A 25,555-nucleotide genomic window follows, 5' to 3' on the forward strand; every position below is an offset into this window, starting at 1 on the left:
TACCACTACATTTCGTCCAAACAGCGAAGATAGACGTAGTCTGCAACTGACAGGCGGCACCCGACGCCGCTACAATTACCGACTTTGTCGCAAAGCCTGGAGCTCAACCTTCCGTGCCCGTTCTGCGTCTACCGCTACTCCCTGCCGAGGCAGGTAAACAGCATTGGGGCAATTTGCCCGGTGCTGCCCTCAGCCTGGCGATTGCCGAGGCTGCCAGCGCTGCCAAGCGCTTCACCCTGCTACTGACCGCCGACAGCCAGAGCGCTGAACGACTGGAACAGGAGCTGAGTTTCTTCGCCCCGGATTTGCCCGTGCTGCATTTCCCTGACTGGGAAACCCTGCCGTACGACCTGTTCTCGCCGCACCAGGACATCATTTCCCAACGCATCGCCAGCCTATATAGGCTGCCGGAGTTGGCCCACGGCGTGCTGGTGGTGCCGATTACCACGGCATTGCATCGCTTGGCGCCGACCAAATTCCTGCTCGGCAGCAGTCTGGTGCTGGATGTCGGCCAGAAGCTCGACGTTGAACAGATGCGTGCGCGCCTCGAAGCCAGCGGCTATCGCTACGTCGACACGGTTTATGAACACGGCGAGTTCACCGTACGCGGTGCGTTGATCGACCTGTTCCCGATGGGCAGCAAACTGCCGTATCGCATCGACTTGTTCGACGATGAAATCGAAACCCTGCGCACCTTCGATCCGGAAAACCAGCGCTCCATCGACAAGGTCGAGTCGGTCAAGCTGCTGCCGGCCCGCGAGTTTCCGCTGCAAAAAGACGCGGTGACCCGCTTCAAGGCGCGCTTCCGCGAGCGTTTCGACGTCGACTTCCGTCGCTGCCCGATTTTTCAGGATCTGAGCAGCGGGATTACCCCGGCCGGCATCGAGTACTACCTGCCGCTGTTCTTCGACGAAACCTCGACGCTGTTCGATTATCTGCCGCAAGACACCCAAGTGTTCTCGTTGCCGGGCATCGAGCAAGCAGCGGAGAATTTCTGGAACGACGTGCGCAATCGTTACGAAGAACGTCGCGTCGATCCTTCACGTCCATTATTGCCACCGGCGGAATTGTTCCTGCCGGTGGAAGATTGCTTCGCTCGCTTGAAGAGCTGGCCACGTGTGGTCGCCAGCCAGCAAGACGTGGAAACCGGCATCGGCCGTGAGCGCTTTCCTGCACAAGCACTGCCGAATCTGGCGATTGAAGCCAAAGCCACGCAACCGCTGGCCGCGCTTTCCGCCTTCCTCAATGAATTCCCCGGACGCGTGCTGTTCACCGCCGAATCCGCCGGCCGTCGCGAAGTGCTGCTGGAGTTACTGGAGCGCCTGAAGCTGCGGCCGAAAACCGTCGACAGCTGGCCAGACTTCGTCGCGAGCAAGGATCGCCTGGCGATCACCATTGCCCCGCTCGACGAAGGCCTGATGCTGGATGACCCGGCGCTGGCACTGGTCGCGGAAAGTCCGCTGTTCGGCCAACGCGTGATGCAACGTCGCCGCCGCGAGAAGCGTGCCGACGGCAATAACGATGCGGTGATCAAGAACCTCACCGAGCTGCGCGAAGGCGCGCCGGTGGTGCACATCGATCACGGTGTCGGCCGCTATCTGGGCCTGACCATTCTGGAAATCGACAATCAGGCAGCCGAATTCCTCACCCTCGAATACGCCGAGAACGCCAAGCTTTACGTGCCGGTGGCCAACCTGCATTTGATTGCGCGCTACACCGGCAGCGACGACGCCCTGGCCCCGCTGCACCGCCTCGGCTCCGAGGTTTGGCAGAAAGCCAAGCGCAAAGCCGCCGAACAGGTGCGCGATGTCGCCGCTGAACTGCTCGACATCTATGCCCGTCGTGCCGCTCGCGAAGGCTACGCGTTCGCCGACCCGAAAGCCGATTACGCGACGTTCAGCGCCGGTTTCCCGTTCGAAGAAACCCCGGATCAGCAATCGACCATCGAAGCCGTGCGCGAAGACATGCTCGCGCCGAAACCGATGGATCGACTGGTCTGCGGTGACGTCGGTTTCGGCAAGACCGAAGTGGCCATGCGCGCGGCGTTCATCGCTGTGCATGGCGGTCGTCAAGTGGCGATTCTGGTACCGACCACCCTGCTCGCCCAGCAGCACTACAACAGCTTCCGTGATCGCTTCGCCGACTGGCCGGTGACTGTGGAAGTGATGAGCCGCTTCAAGTCGGCCAAGGAAGTGAATGCGGCGATCGCCGATCTCGCGGAAGGCAAGATCGACATCGTCATCGGCACGCACAAGCTGCTGTCCGACGATGTAAAAATCAAAAACCTCGGGCTGGTGATCATCGACGAAGAACACCGCTTCGGTGTCCGCCAGAAAGAACAGCTCAAGGCCCTGCGCAGTGAAGTCGACATTCTGACCCTGACCGCCACGCCGATTCCGCGCACGTTGAACATGGCGGTGTCGGGCATGCGCGACCTGTCGATCATCGCCACGCCGCCGGCGCGACGCCTGTCGGTGCGCACCTTCGTCATGGAGCAGAACAAGAGCACGGTCAAAGAGGCCCTGCTCCGCGAACTGCTGCGTGGCGGCCAGGTTTACTACCTGCATAACGATGTGAAAACCATCGAGAAGTGCGCCGCCGATCTCGCCGAACTGGTGCCGGAAGCGCGTATCGGCATCGGTCACGGGCAGATGCGCGAGCGCGAACTCGAACAGGTGATGAGCGACTTCTATCACAAGCGCTTCAACGTGCTGATCGCCTCGACCATCATCGAGACCGGCATCGACGTGCCGAGCGCCAACACCATCATCATCGAGCGCGCCGACAAGTTCGGTCTGGCGCAACTGCACCAGTTGCGCGGTCGCGTTGGCCGCAGTCACCACCAGGCTTACGCTTACCTGCTGACGCCGCCGCGCCAGCAAATCACTTCGGACGCGGAAAAGCGTCTGGAAGCGATTGCCAATACGCAGGATCTCGGCGCCGGTTTCGTGCTCGCGACCAACGACCTGGAAATCCGTGGTGCCGGCGAATTGCTCGGCGACGGCCAGAGCGGGCAGATTCAAGCCGTCGGTTTCACGCTGTATATGGAAATGCTTGAGCGCGCGGTGAAGGCGATCCGCAAGGGCGAACAACCGAACCTCGATCAACCGCTGGGCGGAGGCCCGGAAGTCAACCTGCGGGTACCGGTGCTGATTCCGGAAGACTATCTGCCGGACGTTCACGCGCGCCTGATTCTGTACAAGCGCATTGCCTCGGCCACCGACGAGGAAGGCCTGAAGGATCTGCAAGTCGAGATGATCGACCGTTTCGGTCTGCTGCCGGAACCGACGAAAAATCTGGTGCGCATCACTGCATTGAAGTTGCAGGCCGAGCAATTGGGCATCAAGAAGGTCGATGGCGGCCCGCAAGGTGGACGTATCGAGTTCGAAGCGCAGACGCCGGTCGATCCGATGACGCTGATCAAGCTGATCCAGAGCCAGCCAAAACGCTACAAATTCGAAGGTGCGACGATGTTCAAGTTCCAGGTACCGATGGAACGTCCGGAAGAGCGCTTTAATACTGTAGAGGCGCTGTTTGAGCGCCTTCTCCCGAAAACTGTTTGAAGGACGCCCAATGCGCCTGTTTCGTTCGCTGACTTTGCTGCTGACCCTGGTAGCGCCTACGGCGTTTGCCGATGACCTATATCAGGTCGAGATGATTCTGGTTCGCCAGAACGCCGTGCCGGCGATCGTCAGCCGTGCCGCGCCGGAAGACTGGGCCGCTGGCGCCCAGCGCCTGGCCGATGACAGCCAGCGCACACCTGCGCTGAATGACGTCGTCACCAAGCTCACCGCCAGCGGCGACTACACAGTCTTGATGCACAAGGCCTGGCAGCAAACCCTCGGTGAGACGCCAGCCAAAGTGGCCGTCAGCGACGGCCAGGAGCAATTCGGTCAGTTCCCGATCGAGGGCACGCTGGAGATGAAGCTAGGGCGCTTCACCGATGTGAACGCCGACTTCTGGGTCAATCAGATCGACGCCAATGGCCTGGTCACCGCCAGCGAGCGCCTGAAACAGGACAGCCACACCAAGAACGGCCAACTCAACTATCTCGACAACGGCCATCTGGCCCTGCTGATCAAGATCACTTCCCTGACCGCGCCTGCGCCACGGGAAGCGCCTGAAGCGATTCCGGACTGATCGAAGTCCTTATGAACCCGCCGCTGAGTAAACCGTTGGCGCCCTCCTGGGTCAGCCGATTCAAGGAACAGAGCCTGGAGCGTGGCCGCCGTTACGCCCTGGAAAACCGGGTACGTATCGCCCAGGTCGGCGATGCAACGATTACCGCCAGTTGCGAAGGCTCTGGCGGTAACGTTTACCGTCAGACCATTCATTTGCGCGAGTCAGCCAAAGGCACTTTGTTGCTGGTGGACGCTGGCTGCACCTGCCCGGTGCGCACCAACTGCAAACACTGCGCCGCTGTTTTGCTGAAAGTCCAGGAAACCCTCGACTACCCCGCCGCCGCCAAAGACGCCGAGCTGCTGGAGAAACTCCAGGCCGTGCTGGAAAACCGTGGCCCGAAAGCACCGCCGCAAGTGCTGGTCGACAATGTGCAGCCGATGCCGCGCCTGTGGCTGGCCAGTGTCGAGTTCAGCGCTTTCGAACCGCGCAACGGCAAGATGCAGCGCTACATCCAGCATCGTGCGGCGCTGTCGTTCAGCTATCTCGACGAATACGTCAGCGGGCAGAAGAACAGCGACATCCTGATTCGTCAGGAAACCCAGACGCTGCGGATAAAACGTCACCCGGAAGTCGAACAGTCCTACCGCGAACAGTTAAGAATCCTCGGCTTTCGCATCGCCACGCGACAGAGCAAAGCGCTGCCGGAAAGTGCTGGCGAGCTCTACGAGATGGTCAATGACAGCGCCTGGCTGACGTTCACCCTCAACGATTTGCCGAAGCTGCGCAGCCAAGGTTGGGAGCTGCAGATCGATGAGGAATTCGGCTTCGATCTGACCGCCGTGGATGACTGGTATGCCACGGTGGAACAGGTGCCGGATCGCGACTGGTTTGATCTGGAGCTGGGGATCATCGTCAACGGTGAGCGCCTGAGCCTGCTACCGATTCTGCTCAACCTGATGCGCTCGCACGCGGAAATCCTCAACCCGGAACGCCTCGCGCGCCGCCGCGATGACGAGCTGATTCTGGTCAACGTCCCGCAACGCAACATTGAGCACGGGCCACTGCAGGTGGCGTTGCCACTGGGTCGTCTGAAGCCGGTATTGATGACGCTCGGCGAGTTCTATTTGCAGGAGCCAGGCGAAACCACCCTGCGCCTGAGCAAGGCCGACGCCACGCGCCTCAATTCGCTGGAAGGCCTGCCGCTGCTGTGGGAGGGCGGTGAGCAGATCCGCACATTCGCTCAACGCCTGCGCGACATTCGTGATTTCAGCGCTGAAGCGCCGCAAGGCTTGAACGCGACGCTGCGCCCCTATCAGCTCGAAGGCTTGAGCTGGATGCAATCACTACGGCAACTGGAGGTTGGCGGGATTCTCGCGGATGACATGGGCCTGGGTAAAACCCTACAGACCTTGGCGCATATTCTCAGCGAGAAAAACGCCGGACGCCTGGATCGGCCGTGCATGGTGGTGATGCCGACCAGCCTGATTCCGAACTGGCTCGATGAGGCGGCGCACTTCACGCCGCAATTGAAGGTGGTCGCGCTGTACGGCGCCACTCGCAAAAAGCATTTCGACAATCTGGCCGACTTCGACCTCATCCTCACTACCTACGCGCTGCTGCCCAAGGACGTTGAACGCCTGGCCAGGCAGCCGTTGCATGTGTTGGTGCTGGATGAGGCGCAGTACATCAAGAACCCCAACAGCAAAGCCGCACAAGCGGCGCGCGAGTTGAATGCGCGCCAGCGCCTGTGCCTCAGCGGTACACCGCTGGAAAACCACTTGGGCGAGCTGTGGTCACTGTTTCACTTCCTGCTGCCGGGCTGGCTCGGCGACGTGAAAAGCTTCAATGCCGATTACCGCGTGCCGATTGAAAAGCGCGGCAGCGAAGTCAGACTTCAGCACTTGAACGGTAGGATAAAACCGTTCTTGCTGCGCCGCACCAAGGAACAGGTCGCCACCGAACTGCCGCCGAAAACCGAAATCATCCATTGGGTTGATCTCAACGAAGCGCAGCGCGATGTGTACGAAACCATGCGTTTGGCGATGGACAAGAAAGTCCGCGACGAGATCACCCGCAAAGGCGTGGCGCGCAGTCAGATCATCATTCTTGAGGCGCTGCTCAAGCTGCGTCAGGTTTGCTGCGATCTGCGCCTGGTCAACGACGCCACCCTGCCCGCTCGCGGCAGCACCTCGGGCAAGCTCGACAGCCTGATGGAAATGCTTGAGGAGTTGTTCGAGGAAGGACGCAGGATTCTGCTGTTCTCGCAATTCACGTCGATGCTGTCGTTGATTGAGGAAGAGCTGAAAAAACGTAACGTGTCCTACGCGCTACTGACCGGCCAGACCCGTGATCGACGCACGCCGGTGAAGGAATTCCAGAGCGGCAAGCGTCAGATCTTTCTCATCAGCCTGAAGGCTGGTGGCGTCGGCTTGAACCTGACTGAGGCGGATACGGTGATTCACTACGATCCGTGGTGGAACCCGGCGACGGAAAATCAGGCAACCGATCGCGCGTACCGGATCGGCCAGGAAAAGCCGGTGTTTGTCTACAAGATGATTGCCCGGGGCACGGTGGAAGAGAAGATTCAGCACCTGCAAAAGGAAAAATCCGACTTGGCGGCAGGCGTGCTGGATGGGCGTAAGGCCGGAGACTGGAAGTTGCAGAGTGATGATATCGAAGCGCTGTTTGCGCCGTTACCGGACAAGCTCGACAAGCGTTGAGATATTTGTCGCCTGTTAAATAGCTTTCGCGAGCAGGCTCGCTCCCACGGTTGGAATGCATTTCCCATGTGGGAGCGAGCCTGCTCGCGAGTAGGGCGCCTCGGTCTAACGGTTAAAACCCGGCTCAATCCTTGGAAACCGGCAACGGTGCAAACAGCGCCTCAATGTCAGTCTGCTCCAGCTTCCAGCCACCTGTCGTCCCGCCTTCAAGCACCGCCCCGGCCAACGCTGCTTTCTCCTGCTGCAACGCCTGTATCTTTTCCTCTACTGTGCCGCGAGCGATCAGCTTGTAAACGAACACCGGGTTGTTTTGCCCGATTCGATACGCACGATCGGTTGCCTGATTTTCCACTGCGGGGTTCCACCAAGGGTCAAAGTGGATCACCGTATCCGCAGCGGTCAGGTTCAAACCGGTACCCCCGGCCTTCAGACTGATTAGAAACAACGGCACCTTGCCGCCCTGAAAATCCTTCACCGGTGTGCGACGGTCCGTGGTATCACCGGTCAGCAGCGAATAGGCAATGTCACGTTGCTGCAACTCTTGCTCGATCAACGCGAGCATCGAGGTGAACTGCGAAAACAACAGGATCCGACGACCTTCGCCGAGCAGCTCTTCAAGCATCTCCATCAAGCTGACCAACTTGCCACTGCCGGAACGCAGTGCCTTTGCTGTCATCGGCATCTTGATCAGGCGCAAATCGCAACAGACCTGCCGCAGCTTGAGCAAGGCATCGAGAATGATGATCTGACTGCGAGCCACGCCACTGCGGGCAATTTCGTCGCGGACTTTTTTGTCCATCGCCACGCGAACCGTTTCATAGACATCGCGTTGGCCGTCGCTGAGATCCACCCAATGCACGATTTCGGTTTTCGGTGGCAGCTCGGTGGCGACCTGGTCCTTTTTGCGGCGCAGCAAAAACGGCTTGATGCGCGCGGTCAGGTGCTGCATGCGCTGAACATTGCCGTGCTTCTCGATTGGCGTGCGGTAATCGCGATTGAAGGACTTGCTGTCGCCGAGCCAACCGGGCATGAGGAAATGAAACTGCGACCAAAGCTCGCCCAAGTGGTTTTCCAATGGCGTGCCGCTCAGGCACAAGCGCTGACGGGCCTGCAAGTCGCGTGCGGCCTGCGCGGCTTTGCTGAGCGGGTTCTTGATGTTCTGCGCTTCGTCGAGAATCAGCACGCTCCACGTCTGCGGCTGCAAGGTCTCCAGATCCCTCGGCAGCAACGCGTAAGTGGTCAGCACCAGATCGTACTCAGCCAGATCAGCGAAATCCTTTTGCCGACCCGAGCCGTGCAGCGCCAATACTTTCAACTGGGGAGTGAAACGCTCGGCCTCGTCGAGCCAGTTGGGAATCAGGCTGGTCGGCATCACCGCCAGAGCCGGACAATCAAGGCGACCGGCGTGTTTTTCCGTGAGCAGATGCGCCAAGGTTTGCAGCGTTTTGCCCAGCCCCATGTCATCGCCCAGAATGCCGCCGACCCCAAGTTCGCGCAGGGTCTGCATCCAGTTCAGGCCTTCAAGCTGATACGGGCGCAGTTGCGCGTTAAGGCCGGCCGGCGCAGCGACGTGGGTGTGACTGGAATTCTGCAGGCGCTTGGCAAAGGTGCGCAGCCGCTCGCCACCCTGCCAATCCAGCGGCACGCCATCGAGCATACTCAAGCGCGCTGCATCCGGGACACTCAAGCGCAGTGCATCGCCCTGATGACCGCCCAAGTACAACTCGCCCAGCGTGGCCATCAGCGGCTTGACCCGACTCAGCGGCAGCGCGACCTTGGCGCCCGAAGAGTCACCAAAACCGCTGGGTTTCAGTTCGATCAGGAGTTTTTCGTCATCGCTGCGTTGTGCCAGATTGACCGGGTCAAGCAAGCGCGGCTGAGTGCGCAACAAGTGCAGAAGGATTGGTAGCAAACTATAGCGCTGACCATTGACGACGATACCCAACTGCAAATCAAACCACTGATGCCCGGCCTCTTCTTCGACCTCGGCGTACCAGTGCTCAACCGGTTGCACATTGAAATGAAAGCCGGGACTCATCTCCACTTCCCAGTTCGAGGCGCGCAACGTGGCAAGCCCTTCGTGCATAAACTCAAGCCAGGCGGAATCATCCGGCAACGTGAACATCTCGCCGGGACGATCCAGCGAGCTCTTGCGCGTGGCTTTTTTAAAGCCGAACTTTTGCAGGAACTGGCGCAGTTTCTTTTCCACCGCAGGCTGGCGTTGAATGCGCTGGGTTTCGGTGCCGTTGAGGATCATCACTTCCGGGTTGCGATCCACCGTCGGCTGGCCGTTGTAGGTAAACACCAGAGCGGCGCGGTGCTCAAGAATGTACTCCCAGCGCGAGCGCTCCCGACCGCTGACGAGGGTGAGTTGCGGCTGCGGAAGTACGTCGTCGATGACTCGTTCGGTCAGTTGGTGTGGCGGCGGGATTCTCGTCGCGGCGCTCATGCGATGGCTGAACTGCATGGCCTGACGCGCCGGAATGTCCGGCGCCAGAGTCAAATGGCTGGCCAGTTTTTCTTCCAGCTCATTGAACAGAGGGCCAATCTGCCGCTGTTCACGATCCAGGTAATAAAGCGGCTCCAGCGCCAGCACAGTTTCCTGCGCAGCCTCGGCACTGCTCCACTGCGCGCGGAAACCGCCATCGGCCTGCTCGGCCCAGGCGAACTGACCGATGCGCTTCGCGCCCGGCACCAACGGTCGCAGATCCTCGAAATCGAGGAACAGCCGCGAGGTGCGCAGGAGCATTTCCAGCAGTTCGGCGCCGCTGCTGCCTTCCAGCGGATAGCCGCTGTAATAGGCGTGGCGAGAGTGCATGGCAACCAGCAGCCTGGCAACGCGCAGATCCAGCTCGGACAGGTAGCCGGGCTGACGCATGAGCATTTCCGCGAGCGAATACATCGGTTTGACTTCGCGTAACTCGCCGCTCTTGAGCTGGGAAACCTTGAAAATATCGAGCAGCCACTTGCCGCTCACAGGCGTTGGCTTGAGCTTGTAAAACAGGCGCGTGCCTGCGGTTTGCGCGCCTTCTTCAGCAGGCTTGGCCGGAACGGGGATGGTCGAAAGCCAATGTTCCAGCGCCCGACCCAACGGGATCTGTGCGTCACTTTCAGACGCATCATCAGCACTGCCCTGCAGGTGATAGAGCACCGCAGCGCAATGCTTGCAGTCGATTACGACAGGACAGCTGCACAGGCAACGCAAGTTGACGGAACCCAGCCGATCTTCGGACAGGTAAATGCTTTGTTCATACGCCTGATTTTCCGAACCGACGCAGAACGCCTCGATCTTTTTGTCATTGATCTCAATGATCTCTACCCGATCATCGGCGGCATAAGCGCGAGCCTTGGCCAGCGCCTTGCTACTGAATGCCTGAGTCCAGGCCAACGACTTGAGCTGTTCGATGAAAATGCTCATGGGCAGCCCTTAGCCGGCCAACACCCGCGCCAATGCCGACTTCACCTTGCCCATGCCGTCATGCAAGGCCTGCTCGATCTCGGCCATGGTGATCACTTCGGTGGTCTTGCCCGCTGCCGGGTTCACCACCAGTGCCAGACAGGCATAATCCAGATCCAGCTCGCGGGCCAGTGCCGCTTCCGGCATACCGGTCATGCCGACGATATCGCAGCCATCACGCTCAAGACGCACGATCTCGGCGACCGTTTCCAGACGCGGGCCCTGGGTGCAGGCATACACGCCCTGATCGCTGTACTCGCAACCTTCGGCGGCCACAGCGGCGATCAATTGCTGACGCAGCGGTTCGCTGTAGGGAAAGCTGAAGTCGATGTGGGTGACGTGCTCCAGATCATCGGCGAAAAAGGTGTGCTCGCGCCCGCTGGTGTAGTCGACGATCTGGTGCGGCACGCAGAAGTGCCCGGTGCCCATGGACGAATGGATCCCGCCCACGGCGTTCACCGCGATGATTGCCTCGGCACCCGCCTGCTTCAGCGCCCACAGGTTGGCGCGATAGTTGACCTTGTGCGGCGGAAAACGATGCGGGTGGCCATGACGGGCGAGGAACAGCACTTCCTTGCCTGCGTATTCGCCAATTTGCACGTCGGCCGATGGCGCGCCGTAGGGCGTGTCCACCGCCAGCGATTGGCGAATGGTCAAGCCTTCGAGTTGGGTCAGGCCGGTGCCACCGATGATTGCGTAAACCGTCATAGCAAAATCCTTAATCGATCAATTGAGCGTCTTTGAGCGCGCCGATGGCGGTGAGCCAGCGCGGATCCTGCCGGTAATCAGTACTGGCGAATGCCTGGCCGCGCATGCGCGCGATGCGCGCGGACGGCTTGACCTTCATGCGTTGTGCGGCGCTCAGGGCCAGTTCGGCAGCGGCGCGGTCGTTGCACACCAGGCCCATGTCGCAACCGGCAGTCAAAGCGGCTTCGATGCGGCTGGCGGCATCGCCAACCACGTGGGCGCCGGCCATCGACAGATCGTCGCTGAAGATCACGCCGTCGAATTGCAATTCGCCGCGCAGGATGTCCTGTAACCAGCGGCGAGAGAAGCCGGCTGGCTGCGAATCGACCTGCGGATAGATGACGTGCGCCGGCATGATCGCGGCCAATTGTTTGCTGAGTTTGGCGAAGGGTACGAGATCGTTGGCGCGGATCTCGTCGAGGCTGCGCTCGTCGTTTGGAATCGCGACATGAGAGTCTGCTTCAGCCCAGCCGTGGCCAGGGAAATGCTTGCCAGTGGCGGCCATCCCGGCGCTGTTCATGCCGCGAATGAATGCACCGGCGAGCACCGCAGCGCGCTCGGGATCACCTTCGAACGAACGAGTGCCAACCACGGCACTGCGCTGGTAATCCAGATCAAGCACCGGGGCGAAGCTCAGGTCGAGCCCGACCGCCAGCACTTCGGTGGCCATGATCCAGCCGCATTGCTCGGCGAGGTATTCAGCATTCGGGTTGTCGGCGATGGCGCGCATGGCCGGCAGACGCACGAAGCCCTGACGCAGACGCTGCACGCGACCACCCTCTTGATCCACCGCCAGCAGCAGATCCGGGCGAATCGCGCGAATCGACGCACTGAGCTCACGCACCTGGCGCGGATGCTCGATGTTGCGCGCGAAAATGATCAGGCCGCCCACTTCGGGCTGACGCAACAATTGGCGATCTTCAGCCGTCAGCCAGGTACCGGCGACGTCCACCATCAACGAGCCTTGCAGGCCAGCAGTCATAGAGATTCCTTGAAAACGAAAAACCCGACCCGCAGGAAATCGCTACCGTGAGCCATGCTCGGCAGGTCGGCAATTTCTATGAGGATCGGGTTCAGAACGTGAGTCGGCATGGGCGGCTAGCTTAGCGGATACAAGCTGCCACGCCCACCCGTGCGCGGTTAAACCTTGGCGGCGACCGGCGTTGATTTGCTGCGCGGACGCAGTTGTGCAGTAGCCATCGCCGCGTCGGTGACACCGGTCTCGGCACGCATGCCGGCAGCGAGGAACGGCACCATCAGGCGCATCACTTGCTCGATGGAGGTGTTGACGCCGAAATCCGTCTCGGCGATCGCCCGCAAAGCCTTGATCCCGGACATGCTGAACGCGGCAGCACCGAGCATGAAGTGCACGCGCCAGAACAGCTCGATCGGCGGAATGCGTGGTGCGGCTTCGTTGACCAGCAACATGTAGCGACGGAAAACCTTGCCGTACATGTCTTCCAGATAACGACGCAAGTGGCCCTGGCTCTGGCTGAACGCGAGGCCGAGCAAACGCATGAAGATCGACAGGTCGTTGCCGCTGCGTGGCTGAACCACGAGAGCCTGTTCGACAAGGATTTCCAGCAGCTCTTCTAGGGTTGGCTTGTTTTCAGGCTTGGCCTGACGCCGCTCCAGCTCTTTATCGAGACTGATGCAGAACGGCCCGAGGAAGCGCGAAAAAACCGCCTGGATCAGGGCTTTCTTCGAACCGAAATGATAGTTCACTGCTGCCAGGTTGACGCCAGCCTTGCTGGTGATCAAACGCAATGAGGTTTCAGCGAAACCTTTCTCCGCGAACAACTGCTCGGCAGCATCAAGAATGCGTTCAACGGTTTCCGACTGGGCCATGGCTACTCCGCCTGACAAACACTTGTTTGAAACATACGTTTCAGCCTGTGCCTTGTCAAGCCTGCCGGTTCGTTTTGGGAATGGTCGGTCAGCTATTTAACCACACAAGACCGATGCATTAATAAGCAAGGCTGCCGACCGTCTGGCGGCCGACAAAAAAACGGGCATTGCCAAGGGCGCTTCACTGTATATAATCCCAGTCACTGTATAAAAAGACAGAGCGATCAATATGCTAAAGCTGACGCCACGCCAAGCCGAGATTCTGGCCTTTATCAAACGTTGCCTCGAAGACAACGGTTATCCGCCAACCCGTGCGGAAATCGCTCAGGAACTGGGCTTCAAGTCGCCGAACGCGGCTGAAGAACATCTCAAGGCACTGGCCCGCAAAGGTGCCATCGAGATGACCCCTGGCGCTTCTCGCGGTATTCGCATTCCCGGCTTCGAAGCCAAGGCCGACGACTCCACCCTGCCGATCATTGGCCGGGTCGCTGCCGGCGCGCCAATCCTCGCCCAGCAGCACATCGAAGAATCCTGCAATATCAACCCGGCCTTCTTCCATCCGCGCGCCGACTATCTGTTGCGCGTGCACGGCATGAGCATGAAGGACATCGGCATTTTCGACGGTGACCTCCTTGCCGTGCACACCACCCGCGAGGCGCGTAATGGCCAGGTCGTCGTCGCCCGCATCGGCGATGAAGTGACCGTCAAACGCTTCAAGCGTGAAGGCAGCAAGGTCTGGCTGATTGCCGAAAACCCTGAGTTCGCCCCTATCGAAGTCGACCTGAAAGATCAGGAACTGGTGATCGAAGGTTTGAGTGTCGGCGTAATCCGCCGCTAAAGGAGGCTTTATGCAGTTCCCACACACCCCTCAGCAAACACAACTGCCTTTATTCGAAGCGTTTCTGGCGCAACCGATGGCGCCGATCCTGAAAGAGGTCGTCGAGCGCCCATGGAATGCCGAACCCGAAGTATTCAGTGAGCTGTCACTGCGGGGTGCTGCCGGGAACTGCCTGAACCTGCTAGCCCCGATCCTTCGCGAACTCAGTGAAGATCAGGACGCGCGCTGGCTGACGCTGATAGCGCCTCCTGCAAGTCTGACCCAGACATGGCTGCGGGATGCCGGCTTGAATCGCGAGCGTATTCTGCTGCTGCAACCAAGAGGCGCTCAAAGCGCTCAGCAACTGGCATGCGAAGCTCTACGATTGGGTCGCAGTCACACCGTCGTCACCTGGCTCAACCCGCTGAGCGCGAATTCGCGGCAACAACTGATCAGCGCCGCACGCACGGGCGACGCTCAGAGCCTGAACATTCGTTTGGGTTGATTGGCTGACAACATGCGCTGTGTGAAGCGCAGGGCTTCTCCAGGGACAGAGAAGCCGATCTGAAGCAGTAACGCTAAAAGAAAAAGACGGGGATCAATGAAGAACCCGCGGCCCCTCTTCCTTATCAAACTCGCCTTCGACCATGCGACCGGCCATTTGCACGCCGACGCTTAACATCGCCTTGGCGATCTCCACATGCTGACCTTGCAGGAACGCCTTGGCATCCTCGGAGAAATCCAGCGTCACCAGAGAACCCTCGTCCTCGGCCCTGCGCAGCTCAATTCGGCCGTCGGGTAACTCGACAATTTCTAGAAAGGACGTTGGCATAAAGGTCTGTTCTCCACGAAAGGCAGGGATTATATAGACATCATTCAGGCTTCGCTCGGGATCTTGACCAGCAGCATGTTTCAGATTGCCACCGTGTCAATCGCCCTCAGCACTCGTTCAAGCCTTCGCGGAAACGTATCGCCAGACCTTTCAAGTTCTGCCGCCAGCTCTCCAGCTCCTCTCGACTCAACTCTTCTGGCGCTTCTTCTTCATCCAGATTAATCGCCTGAATCAACGGTTGCGTCACATCACCCTTCGGCTTGTGCGGCACTCGTGGCGGTTGAAACAGCGCCGAATGCGCTGCCAGCAGTTTTGCCAACCAGGTTTCAGAATTGCCCGCCAACTCAACCATTTCCGCCAGTTCGGGAATTGCGATCGACTCCAGCACTTCACGCGTCAGCAGCATCTCGGCCCGCGGCGAATTGGCCTGCGGCAGACGATAGAAACCCGCGATCTCATGACAAAGCCCCAGCAAGGCGCCGTACAGGTGAAACAGCGCCGATTCACGCCCAGCCTGAATCAACGCCAGAGAATTCATCGCCCGCCCCTCTTCAGCGCGAGCCAAGGCTTCGAGCGACAGGCCGGCGAAATAGATCTTCTGGTTGGTGCGGGTATAGAGTTCGTGGGCCATGAAGGCAGTCTCCACTACGAAATATTTGCGTCACACAGGCCGGACAGTGTCGTGGATCAGCCGATCCCACCGCAAGCACAAAACAAAAAGGCCGCATGAAAACCCAAGGGTTCTCATGCGGCCTTTCAGTGTCGGACTAACGCTTACTCTGCTTTGGCCTTGGTACGCTTGTCTTCAACCGTCCACTTGCCACCGTCGAAGTACGCCTTCCAACCCGTAGGCTTGCCGTCGACTTCGGTCTGCACGTATTGCTCCTTGGTCTTGCGGCTGTAGCGGATGACCGCTGGCAGACCATCAGGATCCTTCTTAGGCGCGTCGCAGAGGAAGTGGTACTTCGGATCGATTTCGTCCTTGTGCGGCACAATCTCGATCACCAGCGGAGCACGGGTCTCACGGTTTTTCGGGAACTGGCTGGCAGCCAGGAACAGACCCGAGGCACCGTCACGGAGGATGTAGGTGTCGTTGACCTTTTCGCATTTCAGCTCAGGCATCTTCACCGGATCCATCTTCGGCGGCGCTGCATCACCGCTTTTCAGCAGTTTGCGGGTGTTCTTGCACTCAGGGTTGGTGCAACCGAAGAACTTGCCGAAACGGCCAGTCTTGAGCTGCATCTCGCTGCCACACTTGTCGCATTCCAGGCTCGGACCTTCGTAGCCCTTGATGCGATAGCTGCCCTCTTCGATTTCGTAGCCAGCACAATCCGGGTTGTTACCGCAGATGTGCAGCTTGCGCTTCTCGTCGAGCAGATAAGCGTCCATCGCCGTGCTGCAGATCGGGCAACGATGCTTGCCGCGTAGAACCAGAGACTCCGACTCACCCTCATCGTCCGCAGCGATCTCGTCGCCCGGCACCAGGTTGACGGTGGCTTTGCAGCGTTCTTTCGGCGGCAGGCTGTAGCCTGAGCAACCGAGGAACACGCCGGTCGACGCAGTCCGAATCTGCATCGGACGTCCACAGGTCGTGCACGGAATGTCGGTCATGACCGGCTGATTGGCGCGCATGCCGCTTTCAGGGTTTTCGGCTACTTCGAGTTTCTTTTTGAAATCGCCGTAGAACTCGTCCAGCACGCTTTTCCAGTCGCGCTCACCCTGTGCCACGTCATCGAGGTTCTCTTCCATGCCGGCAGTGAAGCCGTAGTCCATGAGGTTGGAGAAGCTTTCCGACAGACGCTCGGTAACGATGTCGCCCATCTTTTCCGAGTAGAAACGACGGTTGTGCAGAGTCACGTAGCCGCGATCCTGAATGGTCGAAATGATCGCAGCGTAAGTCGAAGGACGACCGATGCCACGTTTTTCCATTTCTTTAACCAGGCTGGCTTCCGAGTAACGCGCCGGCGGCTTGGTGAAGTGCTGCGATGGATCAAGCTTGATCAGCTTCATCACGTCGCCCTGCGCCATATCAGGCAGAACGTCGTCGTCGCCTGGCTTGGCAATTTGCGGCATAACGCGGGTGTAACCGTCGAACTTGAGGATACGGCCCTTGGCGCGCAGCTCGAAGTCGCCAGCGCCGACGCTGACAGTGGTCGACAGGTATTGCGCCGGCAGCATCTGGCAAGCGAGGAACTGACGCCAGATCAACTCGTAGAGGCGCTCAGCGTCACGCTCCATGCCTGCGAGCTTGCTCGGCGTGGTGTTGGCGTCGGAAGGACGGATCGCTTCGTGAGCCTCTTGCGCGCCTTCTTTGCTGCTGTAGACGTTCGGCGTTTCCGGCAGGTACTTCTTGCCGAACTCGTCTTCGATGTAGGTGCGCGCCATCGCCACGGCATCAGCCGAAAGGTTGGTCGAGTCGGTACGCATGTAAGTGATGTAGCCAGCTTCGTACAGACGCTGGGCCATCATCATGGTTTTCTTCACGCCGAAGCCCAGGCGGTTACTCGCAGCCTGTTGCAGGGTCGACGTGATGAACGGCGCCGAAGGCTTGCTGCTGGTCGGCTTGTCTTCGCGTTTGACGATGCTGTAGCTGGAAGACTTGAGCTTCTCCAGCGCAGCCATGGCCTGGGCTTCGTTGAGCGGCTTGAACGCTTCGCCTTTCTCGCGAGCCACTTCGAAACGCACGGTCGAGCCTTTGGTGGTGCCGAGATCGGCATGCACTTCCCAGTACTCTTCCGGGTTGAACGCACGAATTTCGCGTTCACGCTCGACCACCAGCTTCACAGCAACCGATTGCACACGGCCAGCGGACAGGCCACGGGCAATCTTCGCCCACAGCAGCGGCGAAACCATGTAGCCCACAACGCGGTCGAGGAAGCGACGCGCCTGCTGTGCGTTGACACGATCGATGTCCAGCTCGCCCGGCTCCGAGAAGGCTTCCTGAATCGCCTTCTTGGTGATTTCGTTGAACACCACGCGCTTGTAGCGGCTGTCGTCACCACCGATGGCTTCGCGCAGGTGCCAGGCAATGGCTTCCCCCTCGCGATCCAAGTCGGTTGCGAGATAGATGGTGTCAGCATCTTTGGCGAGCCGGCGCAGCTCTTCGATGACCTTCTCTTTACCCGGGAGGATCTCGTACTTGGCTTTCCAGCCATGATCGGGATCGACACCCATACGCGAGACCAGCTGCTTGCGCGCTTTCTCTTTCGGCGAGAGCACCGGACCTTCGCCCGCAGCAGCCTTGCCGCGCTTGGCGGCTGGCTCTTTGCTGGCGCTAGCCGAACCGCTGGTGGGCAGGTCTCGGATATGGCCGATACTCGACTTCACCACGTATTGGTTACCCAGATACTTGTTGATGGTCTTGGCCTTAGCCGGGGATTCCACAATGACCAGCGATTTGCCCATGGATCAGAAAATTCCTGAATTCTAGAAGTGAAAGGCGGTTGGCGCCTGACGCGGCACCGCTATATATAGTTGATACAAGGTGAGGTCAAGCACAGGGTTCTGTGCGCACTCGCCTTATGCCTTGGAAAAAAGGCTTGGTTCGGCTTGCACCAAAGCAAAGCGTGGCACCTGCTCGCCGTCAACCTCGACTGACTCGAGAAACATGCTCAGAGGGCGCACCCAAAAGCCGTAATCGCCATACAGGGCTTGGTAAAAGACCACTTCTTCTTCGGTCTCGGAATGCCGCGCAATACTGAATACGCGGTACTGCGGACCTTTGTAATGTTGGTAGAGCCCAGGTTGTATCGGCATGTGTTGGCCCTCACTCAAATTTTTTCAAAATAAAAACAAAATAAATCCACAAAAACAAAAACCGGGGCACTTGGCCCCGGCTTCCATCAACGAGACGCTTAGACGCGTTCGAAGACGGTGGAGATGCCTTGGCCGAGACCAATGCACATAGTAGCCACCCCGAAGGTGCCGCTATTCTGCTTCATCACGTTCAGCAAGGTGCCGGAAATACGGGCACCGGAGCAACCGAACGGGTGACCCAGGGCGATCGCGCCGCCGTGCAGGTTAACCTTCTCGTTCATCTTGTCGAGCACTTTCAGATCTTTCAGCACTGGCAGAGCCTGTGCGGCGAAAGCTTCGTTGAGCTCGAAGAAGTCGATATCGTTGATGCCAAGGCCCGCACGCTTCAGGGCTTTTTGTGTAGCCGGAACTGGACCATAGCCCATGATTGCCGGATCCACACCCGCCACTGCCATCGAACGGATAACCGCCATTGGCTGGATACCCAGATCCTGTGCACGTTGCGCCGACATCACGATCATGCACGAAGCACCATCGGTGATCTGCGACGAAGTACCGGCAGTCACGGTGCCGCCCTTTGGATTGAAGGCAGGCTTGAGGGCCGCCAGACTTTCCAGGGTGGTTTCCGGACGAATGGTTTCGTCGTAGTCGAACAGTTTCAGGAAACCGTTCTCGTCGTAGCCCTGCATCGGGATGATTTCGTCTTTGAACTTGCCTTCCACAGTTGCCTTGTGGGCCAGCTGGTGGGAACGCACGCCGAAAGCGTCCTGCTGTTCGCGAGTGATGCCGTGCATTTTGCCAAGCATTTCAGCGGTCAGACCCATCATGCCCGAGGCTTTTGCCGCGTACAGCGACATGTGCGGGTTCGGATCGACACCGTGCATCATGCTCACGTGGCCCATATGCTCGACGCCGCCAACCACGAACACGTCACCGTTGCCGGTCATGATCGCTTGTGCAGCGGTGTGCAACGCGCTCATCGACGAGCCACACAGACGGCTGACGGTCTGGCCGGCCGAAGTGTGCGGAATCTGGGTCATCAGCGACGCCATGCGCGCGATGTTCCAGCCCTGCTCCAGGGTCTGGTTGACGCAGCCCCAGATCACGTCCTCGACTTCAGCAGGATCGACCTTGGCGTTGCGTTCCAGCAATTTGCTGATCAGGTGCGCCGACATGTCTTCGGCGCGGGTGTTGCGGTGCATGCCGCCCTTGGAGCGGCCCATCGGAGTACGACCGAAGTCGACAATCACGACGTCTCTAGGATTCAAGCTCATAAGTTCACTCTCACTCTAGTTGGGGGCGCTTAACCGAAGAAGCTCTGGCCGTTTTTGGCCATTTCGCGCAGCTTCGCGGTTGGGTGGTACAGCGCGCCCAAATCAGCGTACTGGTCAGCCAGGGCAACGAACTCGGCAACACCGATCGAGTCGATGTAGCGCAGCGCACCGCCACGGAATGGAGGGAAACCGATACCGTAGACCAGACCCATGTCGGCTTCGGCGGCAGTTTCAACGATGCCGTCTTCCAGGCAACGCACGGTTTCCAGGCACAGCGGGATCATCATCCAGTTGATGATGTCTTCGTCAGTGACTTCGCGCTGCTCGTAAACGATCGGCTTGAGCACTTCCAGCACCGATGGATCGGCAACTTTCTTCTGCTTGCCTTTCTTGTCGGCCTCGTAGGCGTAGAAGCCCTTGCCGTTCTTCTGGCCCAGGCGCTTGGCTTCGTACAGCACGTCGATGGCCGAACGACGGTCATCCTTCATGCGATCCGGGAAACCTTCAGCCATCACGTCGCGACCGTGGTGACCGGTGTCGATGCCGACCACGTCCATCAGGTACGCCGGGCCCATCGGCCAGCCGAATTTTTCCATGACCTTGTCGATACGGACGAAATCCACACCGGCGCTTACCAGCTTGGCGAAACCGCCGAAGTACGGGAACAGTACGCGGTTGACCAGGAAGCCCGGGCAGTCGTTGACGACGATCGGGTTCTTGCCCATTTTCTTGGCGTAGGCAACGGTGGTGGCAACCGCCAGCTCACTCGACTTCTCGCCACGGATCACTTCTACCAGCGGCATCATGTGCACCGGGTTGAAGAAGTGCATGCCGACGAAGTTTTCCGGACGCTTGAGGGCCTTGGCCAGCAGGCTGATGGAAATGGTCGAGGTGTTGGACGCGAGGATGGTGTCCTCTTTGACCTGAGCTTCGACTTCAGCCAGTACGGCTTGCTTGACCTTCGGGTTTTCGACCACAGCTTCGACAACCAGATCGACGTGACCGAAGTCGCCGTAGGACAGGGTCGGACGAATGGCGTTGAGCACTTCAGCCATTTTCGCAGCCGTCATGCGACCTTTATCAACGCGGCCAACCAGCAGTTTGGCGGCTTCGGCCAGACCCTGCTCGATACCGTGCTCGTTGATGTCCTTCATCAGGATCGGCGTACCTTTGGAGGCCGACTGATAAGCGATACCACCACCCATGATGCCGGCGCCGAGTACAGCGGCCTGCTTCACATCTTTGGCGATTTCGTCGTAGGCCTTGGCCTTTTTCTTCAGCTCCTGATCGTTCAGGAACAGACCGATCAAGCTCTGCGCGGCAGAGGTCTTGGCCAGCTTGACGAAACCGGCTGCTTCGACTTCCAGCGCCTTGTCACGACCGAAGTTCGCGGCTTTCTGGATCGTCTTGATCGCTTCAACCGGCGCCGGGTAGTTCGGGCCAGCCTGACCGGCGACGAAACCTTTGGCGGTTTCGAATGCCATCATTTGTTCAATCGCGTTCAGCTTGAGTTTTTCAAGTTTGGGTTGACGCTTGGCCTTGAAGTCGAACTCGCCGGAGATGGCGCGTTTGATCAGCTCAAGAGCCGCTTCCTGCAGCTTCTCCGGAGCAACCACGGCGTCGACGGCGCTGACTTTCAGGGCGTCTTCAGGGCGGTTTTCCTTACCGGAGGCAATCCATTCGATGGCGTTGTCGACACCAATCAGGCGCGGCAGACGCACGGTGCCGCCGAAGCCTGGGTAGATGCCCAGTTTGACTTCCGGCAGACCGATCTTGGCCTTGGTGGACATGACGCGATAGTCAGCCGCCAGGCACATTTCCAGACCGCCGCCCAGGGCGATGCCGTTGATGGCCACTACGGTTGGGACGTTGAGGTCTTCGAAATCGCTGAAGATCTTGTTGGCTTCGAGATTGCCAGCAACCAGCTCGGCATCCGGCAGCTTGAAGTTGTCGACAAATTCGGTGATGTCGGCGCCGACGATGAACACGTCCTTGCCACTGCTGACGATCACGCCCTTGATCGAAGCATCTGCCTTGATGGTGTCTACGGCCTGACGCAGTTCGTTCAGGGTTAGACGGTTGAACTTGTTGACGGACTCACCCTTGAGGTCGAATTTCAATTCGACGATGCCACTTTCAAGAGCTTTAACCGTGATGGCTTTACCTTCGTAAATCATCAACTGATCTCCACGATATGGAAGCTGAACAGTACACGTCGGACGCAGGCGAATGGCTCGGCAGGACGTTTTTTCGTCGATGCTGACGCCAATCCACCCGGCACACCCGCCAACGCGATAGTCGGGATTCTGTAGGAGCAGTCTGTAAGACAAACGCTCAATTCATACGCCCGTTTGATTTGGGTACGTCACCTTCACGGAATTTCCGACAATTGTCAATCGCCCAAAATACGGGTTGAAATGCGACTTTGCGGTCATTTCTGTAAGACGAAGACCCGCAACACGCGTCTGCATGTGGACCCATTCATAGAATCAATAGTTAGAAAAGTCGCCCTAATTTGCAGCAGCCCCTGTTTAAAGGGCTACGCTGGGTGGACGACAGGAAAATGCGCTGACTGAACCTGCATCAGAAAAGATTTCCGGCCTGCCTGGCCAACCCCGCCCGATGAATCATGTCGGGCTTTTTATTGCGCGTCTGCCGGACCTTCCCCACCGTTGCAGTGGGAAAAGTCCGCGCGTCACGCCAGCGCTTTCAGAGTGGCATCGATATCCAGCAAAACCGTCGCTTCACCCTTCTCACCCCAATACAGAGCGATCATCTGCTTGTCCGCCTCGATTTTGAAAACATTGCCCGGCAACTTTTCGAAATGATTGAGCAGCGCCCGATCTTCACAGACTTCCTGCCACTGATTAACCCAGATACCCGGCGATTTCTGCCAGTAAGTCCAGCAGACAGGCTGCTTGCTGCGACGTGGCCGATGATACTGCGCACACGGATTCGGCGGCTCTTGCGCCAGCCAGTGCGGCCATTCCTGAGGCGCCAGCTGCATGGCCAGACCGATGCGTCGTGCCTCCATACGCAAAGCGATGCGACCGCTTTGCGCGCGCGATGGGCGCAACCACGCCAGCGGACTTAAAACCACCAGCAGGATTGACACCACCAACCAGACCGTCATATCTCTATTCCCAATTCTCGGTGAGCGCATTGTGTCACTTTGGAACCAATGCGCTTGAAACCAGCCATACTTAACAATATTGAAACCTCACGAGGAGCACCTCATGCCCTACCACCACATCCTGGTCGCCGTAGATCTGACCGAAGAGTGCGACCCTGTGATTCACCGCGCCCGCGAGCTGTCGGTGAGCAATAACGCCAAGCTGTCGCTGGTGCATATTGTCGAACCGATGGCCATGGCATTCGGCGGCGACGTGCCGATGGATCTGTCACAACTGCAACAACAGCAGTTCGATCAGGCCAAGGAGCGCCTGGAGCGTCTGAAAGCCAAATACTCAGAGCTTGAGGGCGCCAACTGCCACCTGACCTATGGCCAGCCACGCCAGGAAATCCATCATTTCGCCAAAGAACAAACGTGCGATCTGATCGTGGTCGGCAGCCATGGCCGTCACGGTCTGGCGCTATTGCTGGGCTCGACCGCCAATGACGTGCTGCACGGCGCGCCATGCGATGTATTAGCGGTACACCTGGTCAAACGCTGAAGCACTGATCATTGTGGGAGCGAGCCGGCTCGCGAGGCGCCGGCACATTCAGCATTAATGCCGCCTGACACACCACATTCGCGAGCAGGCTCGCTCCCACATTGGGTCTCCACCCGCATATGAAAAGCCCGGCGTTCATCACTGAACGCCGGGCTTTTTCACATCCGGATCAATCAGGCATCCAGCTCGGCCCAACGTTCCATCAACGCATCCAGCTCAGCCTGCAACTGCTCCAGCGAAGCAATCACCTTGGCCGTTTCTGCCGCAGGGCGCTGATAGAAGCCAGCTTCAGCCATTTCGGCTTCCACGGCAGCAATCTGCTGTTCCTTGGCGTCGATATCGCCCGGCAGCGCTTCCAGCTCGCGTTGCAGCTTGTAGCTCAGTTTTTTCTTGGCAGCCGGGGCAGCGGCGGCAGGCGCAGCAGCCACAGCCGGTTCAGCGGTGACCACCGCCGAATTCAGGTCAGCCTTGCCGGATTTGCTTTCGGTCACGCCCAGCAGACGCGGCGAACCGCCCTGACGGATCCAGTCCTGATAACCGCCGACGTATTCACGCACCTTGCCTTCACCTTCGAAGACCAGCGTGCTGGTGACCACGTTGTCGAGAAATGCCCGGTCGTGGCTGACCATCAGCACCGTGCCGTTGAAAGTCAGCAGCACTTCTTCGAGCAGCTCGAGAGTTTCCACGTCGAGGTCGTTGGTCGGTTCGTCGAGCACCAGCAGGTTCGCCGGTTTGCTGAACAGCTTGGCCAGCAACAGACGCGCACGCTCACCACCCGACAGCGCCTTGACCGGCGTGCGGGCACGCTGCGGGCTGAACAGGAAGTCGCCGAGGTAGCTCAGCACGTGACGGCTCTGCCCGTCGATATCGATGAAGTCGCGACCTTCGGCAACGTTGTCGATCACGGTCTTTTCCAGATCCAGCTGATGACGCAGCTGGTCGAAGTACGCCACGTCGATCCGCGTGCCCTCTTCCACTTTGCCGCTGGTCGGTTGCAGACCGCTGAGCATCAGTTTGAGCAGGGTGGTCTTGCCGGTACCGTTGGCGCCGAGCAGACCGATACGGTCGCCGCGCGTCAGCACCATCGAGAAATCCTTGATCAGGAACGGGCCGCCCGGGTGAGCGAAACTCACGTTCTCGAGGACCATCACCTGCTTGCCGGACTTGTCGGCAGTGTCCAGCTGAATGTTGGCCTTGCCGGTGCGCTCACGACGCTCGCTACGCTCGACGCGCAACGCTTTAAGGGCACGGACGCGACCCTCGTTACGGGTGCGGCGCGCCTTGATACCCTGACGGATCCAGACTTCTTCCTGGGCCAGTTTCTTGTCGAACAGCGCGTTGGCGGTTTCTTCGGCGGCCAGCGCGGCTTCTTTGTGCACGAGGAAACTGGCGTAGTCGCCGTTCCAGTCGATCAGGCCACCGCGATCCAGTTCGAGAATGCGCGTGGCAAGGTTTTGCAGGAAGGAACGGTCGTGCGTGATGAACAGCACGGCGCCCTGGAAATCTTTCAGTGCTTCTTCGAGCCAGGCAATCGCACCGATATCCAGGTGGTTAGTCGGTTCGTCGAGCAACAGCAGATCCGGCTCGGACACCAGCGCCTGCGCCAGCAGCACGCGACGACGCCAGCCGCCGGACAACTGGGCGAGGGTCTTGTCGGCCGGCAGTTGCAGGCGGCTCAAGGTGCTTTCGACCAGAGTCTGCAAGCGCCAGCCATCACGGGCTTCGAGGTCTTGCTGAACGTGCATCAGCTTGTTCAGGTCGTCTTCAGTGACGCAGTTCTGCGCAAGGTGATGGTACTCGGCGAGCAACGCGCCCACGCCATCAAGGCCCTCAGCGACCACGTCGAACACCGTCCGATCGTCGGCCACTGGCAATTCTTGCGGCAATTCGCCGATTTTCAGACCGGGGGCACGCCACACCGAGCCTTCATCGGGCTTCTGGTCGCCCTTGACCAGTTTCATCATGCTGGACTTGCCAGTGCCGTTGCGGCCGATGATGCACACCCGCTCACCACGGGCGATCTGCCAGGACACCTTGTCCAACAACGGCATAGCGCCGAACGCAAGGGACACATCGCTGAATTTGAGCAGGGTCATGAGCTTCTCCAAAAACCGGGCGCGCATTCTACCTGAGTTAGGGCTTCAGCAGGCCGGCAATTTGTCTGTCGAAGCACTCTGCACAACATTTGTTGCGAACTTGTGCTGCGAGGCCCGCAAAGCTTTCGCCGCTTGCTGGCAAAAGGCTAAGCTACAGACAATTCAGTGCTGATTCGTGTCGGCACTTGTCATGATTTCTCTGCCCGGATGTC

At 59.1% G+C, this 25,555-nt stretch carries 18 protein-coding genes; 6 read left to right on the forward strand and 12 right to left on the reverse strand.

The features are described 5' to 3' along the window. Window positions 1-113: 113 nt before the first annotated feature. From mfd to AB4N44_RS07855, 3 genes are read left to right on the forward strand one after another with little or no spacing between them, the layout of a single operon-like run. Window positions 114-3,563, forward strand: a complete 3,450-nt coding sequence (mfd, locus tag AB4N44_RS07845; RefSeq protein WP_460109406.1) for a transcription-repair coupling factor — start codon at window positions 114-116, stop codon at window positions 3,561-3,563. Between the two features lie 10 nt (window positions 3,564-3,573). Further along, window positions 3,574-4,140, forward strand: coding sequence for a CsiV family protein (locus AB4N44_RS07850; protein ID WP_127929149.1), 567 nt, complete (start codon window positions 3,574-3,576; stop codon window positions 4,138-4,140). Window positions 4,141-4,151: 11 nt separating this feature from the next. Further along, entirely contained in the window at window positions 4,152-6,842 is a 2,691-nt protein-coding gene (locus tag AB4N44_RS07855) for a DEAD/DEAH box helicase (protein WP_460109403.1), read from the forward strand. A gap of 124 nt (window positions 6,843-6,966) precedes the next feature. Here the strand turns inward: AB4N44_RS07855 and AB4N44_RS07860 are convergent, their stop codons facing one another. The 4 genes from AB4N44_RS07860 to AB4N44_RS07875 all read right to left on the reverse strand — a co-directional run bounded on the left by AB4N44_RS07860 (window position 6,967) and on the right by AB4N44_RS07875 (window position 12,894). After that, window positions 6,967-10,260 (reverse strand): DEAD/DEAH box helicase, encoded by a 3,294-nt coding sequence (locus tag AB4N44_RS07860; RefSeq protein ID WP_460158203.1) that lies wholly within the window; start codon window positions 10,258-10,260, stop codon window positions 6,967-6,969. Window positions 10,261-10,269: 9 nt separating this feature from the next. Beyond that, window positions 10,270-11,007, reverse strand: coding sequence for an S-methyl-5'-thioinosine phosphorylase (locus tag AB4N44_RS07865; protein ID WP_127929152.1), 738 nt, complete (start codon window positions 11,005-11,007; stop codon window positions 10,270-10,272). A gap of 10 nt (window positions 11,008-11,017) precedes the next feature. Further along, entirely contained in the window at window positions 11,018-12,028 is a 1,011-nt protein-coding gene (gene nagZ, locus AB4N44_RS07870) for a beta-N-acetylhexosaminidase (protein WP_127929153.1), read from the reverse strand. A gap of 158 nt (window positions 12,029-12,186) precedes the next feature. Continuing rightward, complete coding sequence (locus tag AB4N44_RS07875; protein WP_007910473.1) at window positions 12,187-12,894, reverse strand: TetR/AcrR family transcriptional regulator; 708 nt, start codon at window positions 12,892-12,894, stop codon at window positions 12,187-12,189. A 229-nt stretch (window positions 12,895-13,123) separates the two neighbouring features. Here AB4N44_RS07875 and lexA point away from each other — a divergent pair, with 229 nt between their 5' ends. After that, window positions 13,124-13,732, forward strand: a complete 609-nt coding sequence (lexA, locus tag AB4N44_RS07880; RefSeq protein WP_003226590.1) for a transcriptional repressor LexA — start codon at window positions 13,124-13,126, stop codon at window positions 13,730-13,732. Window positions 13,733-13,742: 10 nt separating this feature from the next. Beyond that, window positions 13,743-14,216, forward strand: a complete 474-nt coding sequence (sulA, locus tag AB4N44_RS07885) for an SOS-induced cell division inhibitor SulA (RefSeq protein WP_150751290.1) — start codon at window positions 13,743-13,745, stop codon at window positions 14,214-14,216. A gap of 93 nt (window positions 14,217-14,309) precedes the next feature. Here sulA and AB4N44_RS07890 read toward each other — a convergent pair whose 3' ends face one another. From AB4N44_RS07890 to AB4N44_RS07920, 7 genes are all read right to left on the reverse strand, one after another. Beyond that, a complete protein-coding gene (locus AB4N44_RS07890; RefSeq protein ID WP_003226592.1) occupies window positions 14,310-14,543 on the reverse strand; it encodes a hypothetical protein in 234 nt (77 codons plus the stop codon). A gap of 106 nt (window positions 14,544-14,649) precedes the next feature. Further along, window positions 14,650-15,174 (reverse strand): DUF6586 family protein, encoded by a 525-nt coding sequence (locus AB4N44_RS07895; protein ID WP_460109398.1) that lies wholly within the window; start codon window positions 15,172-15,174, stop codon window positions 14,650-14,652. A gap of 143 nt (window positions 15,175-15,317) precedes the next feature. Next, window positions 15,318-17,948, reverse strand: coding sequence for a type I DNA topoisomerase (gene topA / locus AB4N44_RS07900; RefSeq protein WP_034156438.1), 2,631 nt, complete (start codon window positions 17,946-17,948; stop codon window positions 15,318-15,320). 114 nt (window positions 17,949-18,062) lie between these two features. Continuing rightward, entirely contained in the window at window positions 18,063-18,299 is a 237-nt protein-coding gene (locus tag AB4N44_RS07905; protein ID WP_017337558.1) for a DUF1653 domain-containing protein, read from the reverse strand. A 98-nt stretch (window positions 18,300-18,397) separates the two neighbouring features. Further along, window positions 18,398-19,573 carry an acetyl-CoA C-acyltransferase FadA gene (gene fadA / locus AB4N44_RS07910; RefSeq protein ID WP_007910465.1) on the reverse strand — a complete coding sequence of 392 codons (1,176 nt, stop codon included), beginning with the start codon at window positions 19,571-19,573 and terminating at the stop codon, window positions 18,398-18,400. Window positions 19,574-19,602: 29 nt separating this feature from the next. Further along, the gene (fadB, locus tag AB4N44_RS07915) at window positions 19,603-21,750 is read right to left on the reverse strand and encodes a fatty acid oxidation complex subunit alpha FadB (RefSeq protein WP_122607489.1); all 2,148 of its coding nucleotides are present in this window, start codon (window positions 21,748-21,750) and stop codon (window positions 19,603-19,605) included. 518 nt (window positions 21,751-22,268) lie between these two features. Next, on the reverse strand, window positions 22,269-22,706 hold the full coding sequence (locus AB4N44_RS07920; RefSeq protein ID WP_127929156.1) for a hypothetical protein: 438 nt from the start codon (window positions 22,704-22,706) through the stop codon (window positions 22,269-22,271). 103 nt (window positions 22,707-22,809) lie between these two features. On the opposite strand from AB4N44_RS07920, the gene AB4N44_RS07925 reads away from it, so the two are divergent. Beyond that, window positions 22,810-23,247 carry a universal stress protein gene (locus tag AB4N44_RS07925; RefSeq protein ID WP_038369392.1) on the forward strand — a complete coding sequence of 146 codons (438 nt, stop codon included), beginning with the start codon at window positions 22,810-22,812 and terminating at the stop codon, window positions 23,245-23,247. A gap of 173 nt (window positions 23,248-23,420) precedes the next feature. On the opposite strand, the gene AB4N44_RS07930 is transcribed toward AB4N44_RS07925, so the two are convergent. Continuing rightward, complete coding sequence (locus tag AB4N44_RS07930; RefSeq protein ID WP_127929157.1) at window positions 23,421-25,343, reverse strand: ATP-binding cassette domain-containing protein; 1,923 nt, start codon at window positions 25,341-25,343, stop codon at window positions 23,421-23,423. Between the last annotated feature and the right edge of the window lie 212 nt (window positions 25,344-25,555).

The organism is Pseudomonas sp. S3_C06 (assembly GCF_054667675.1).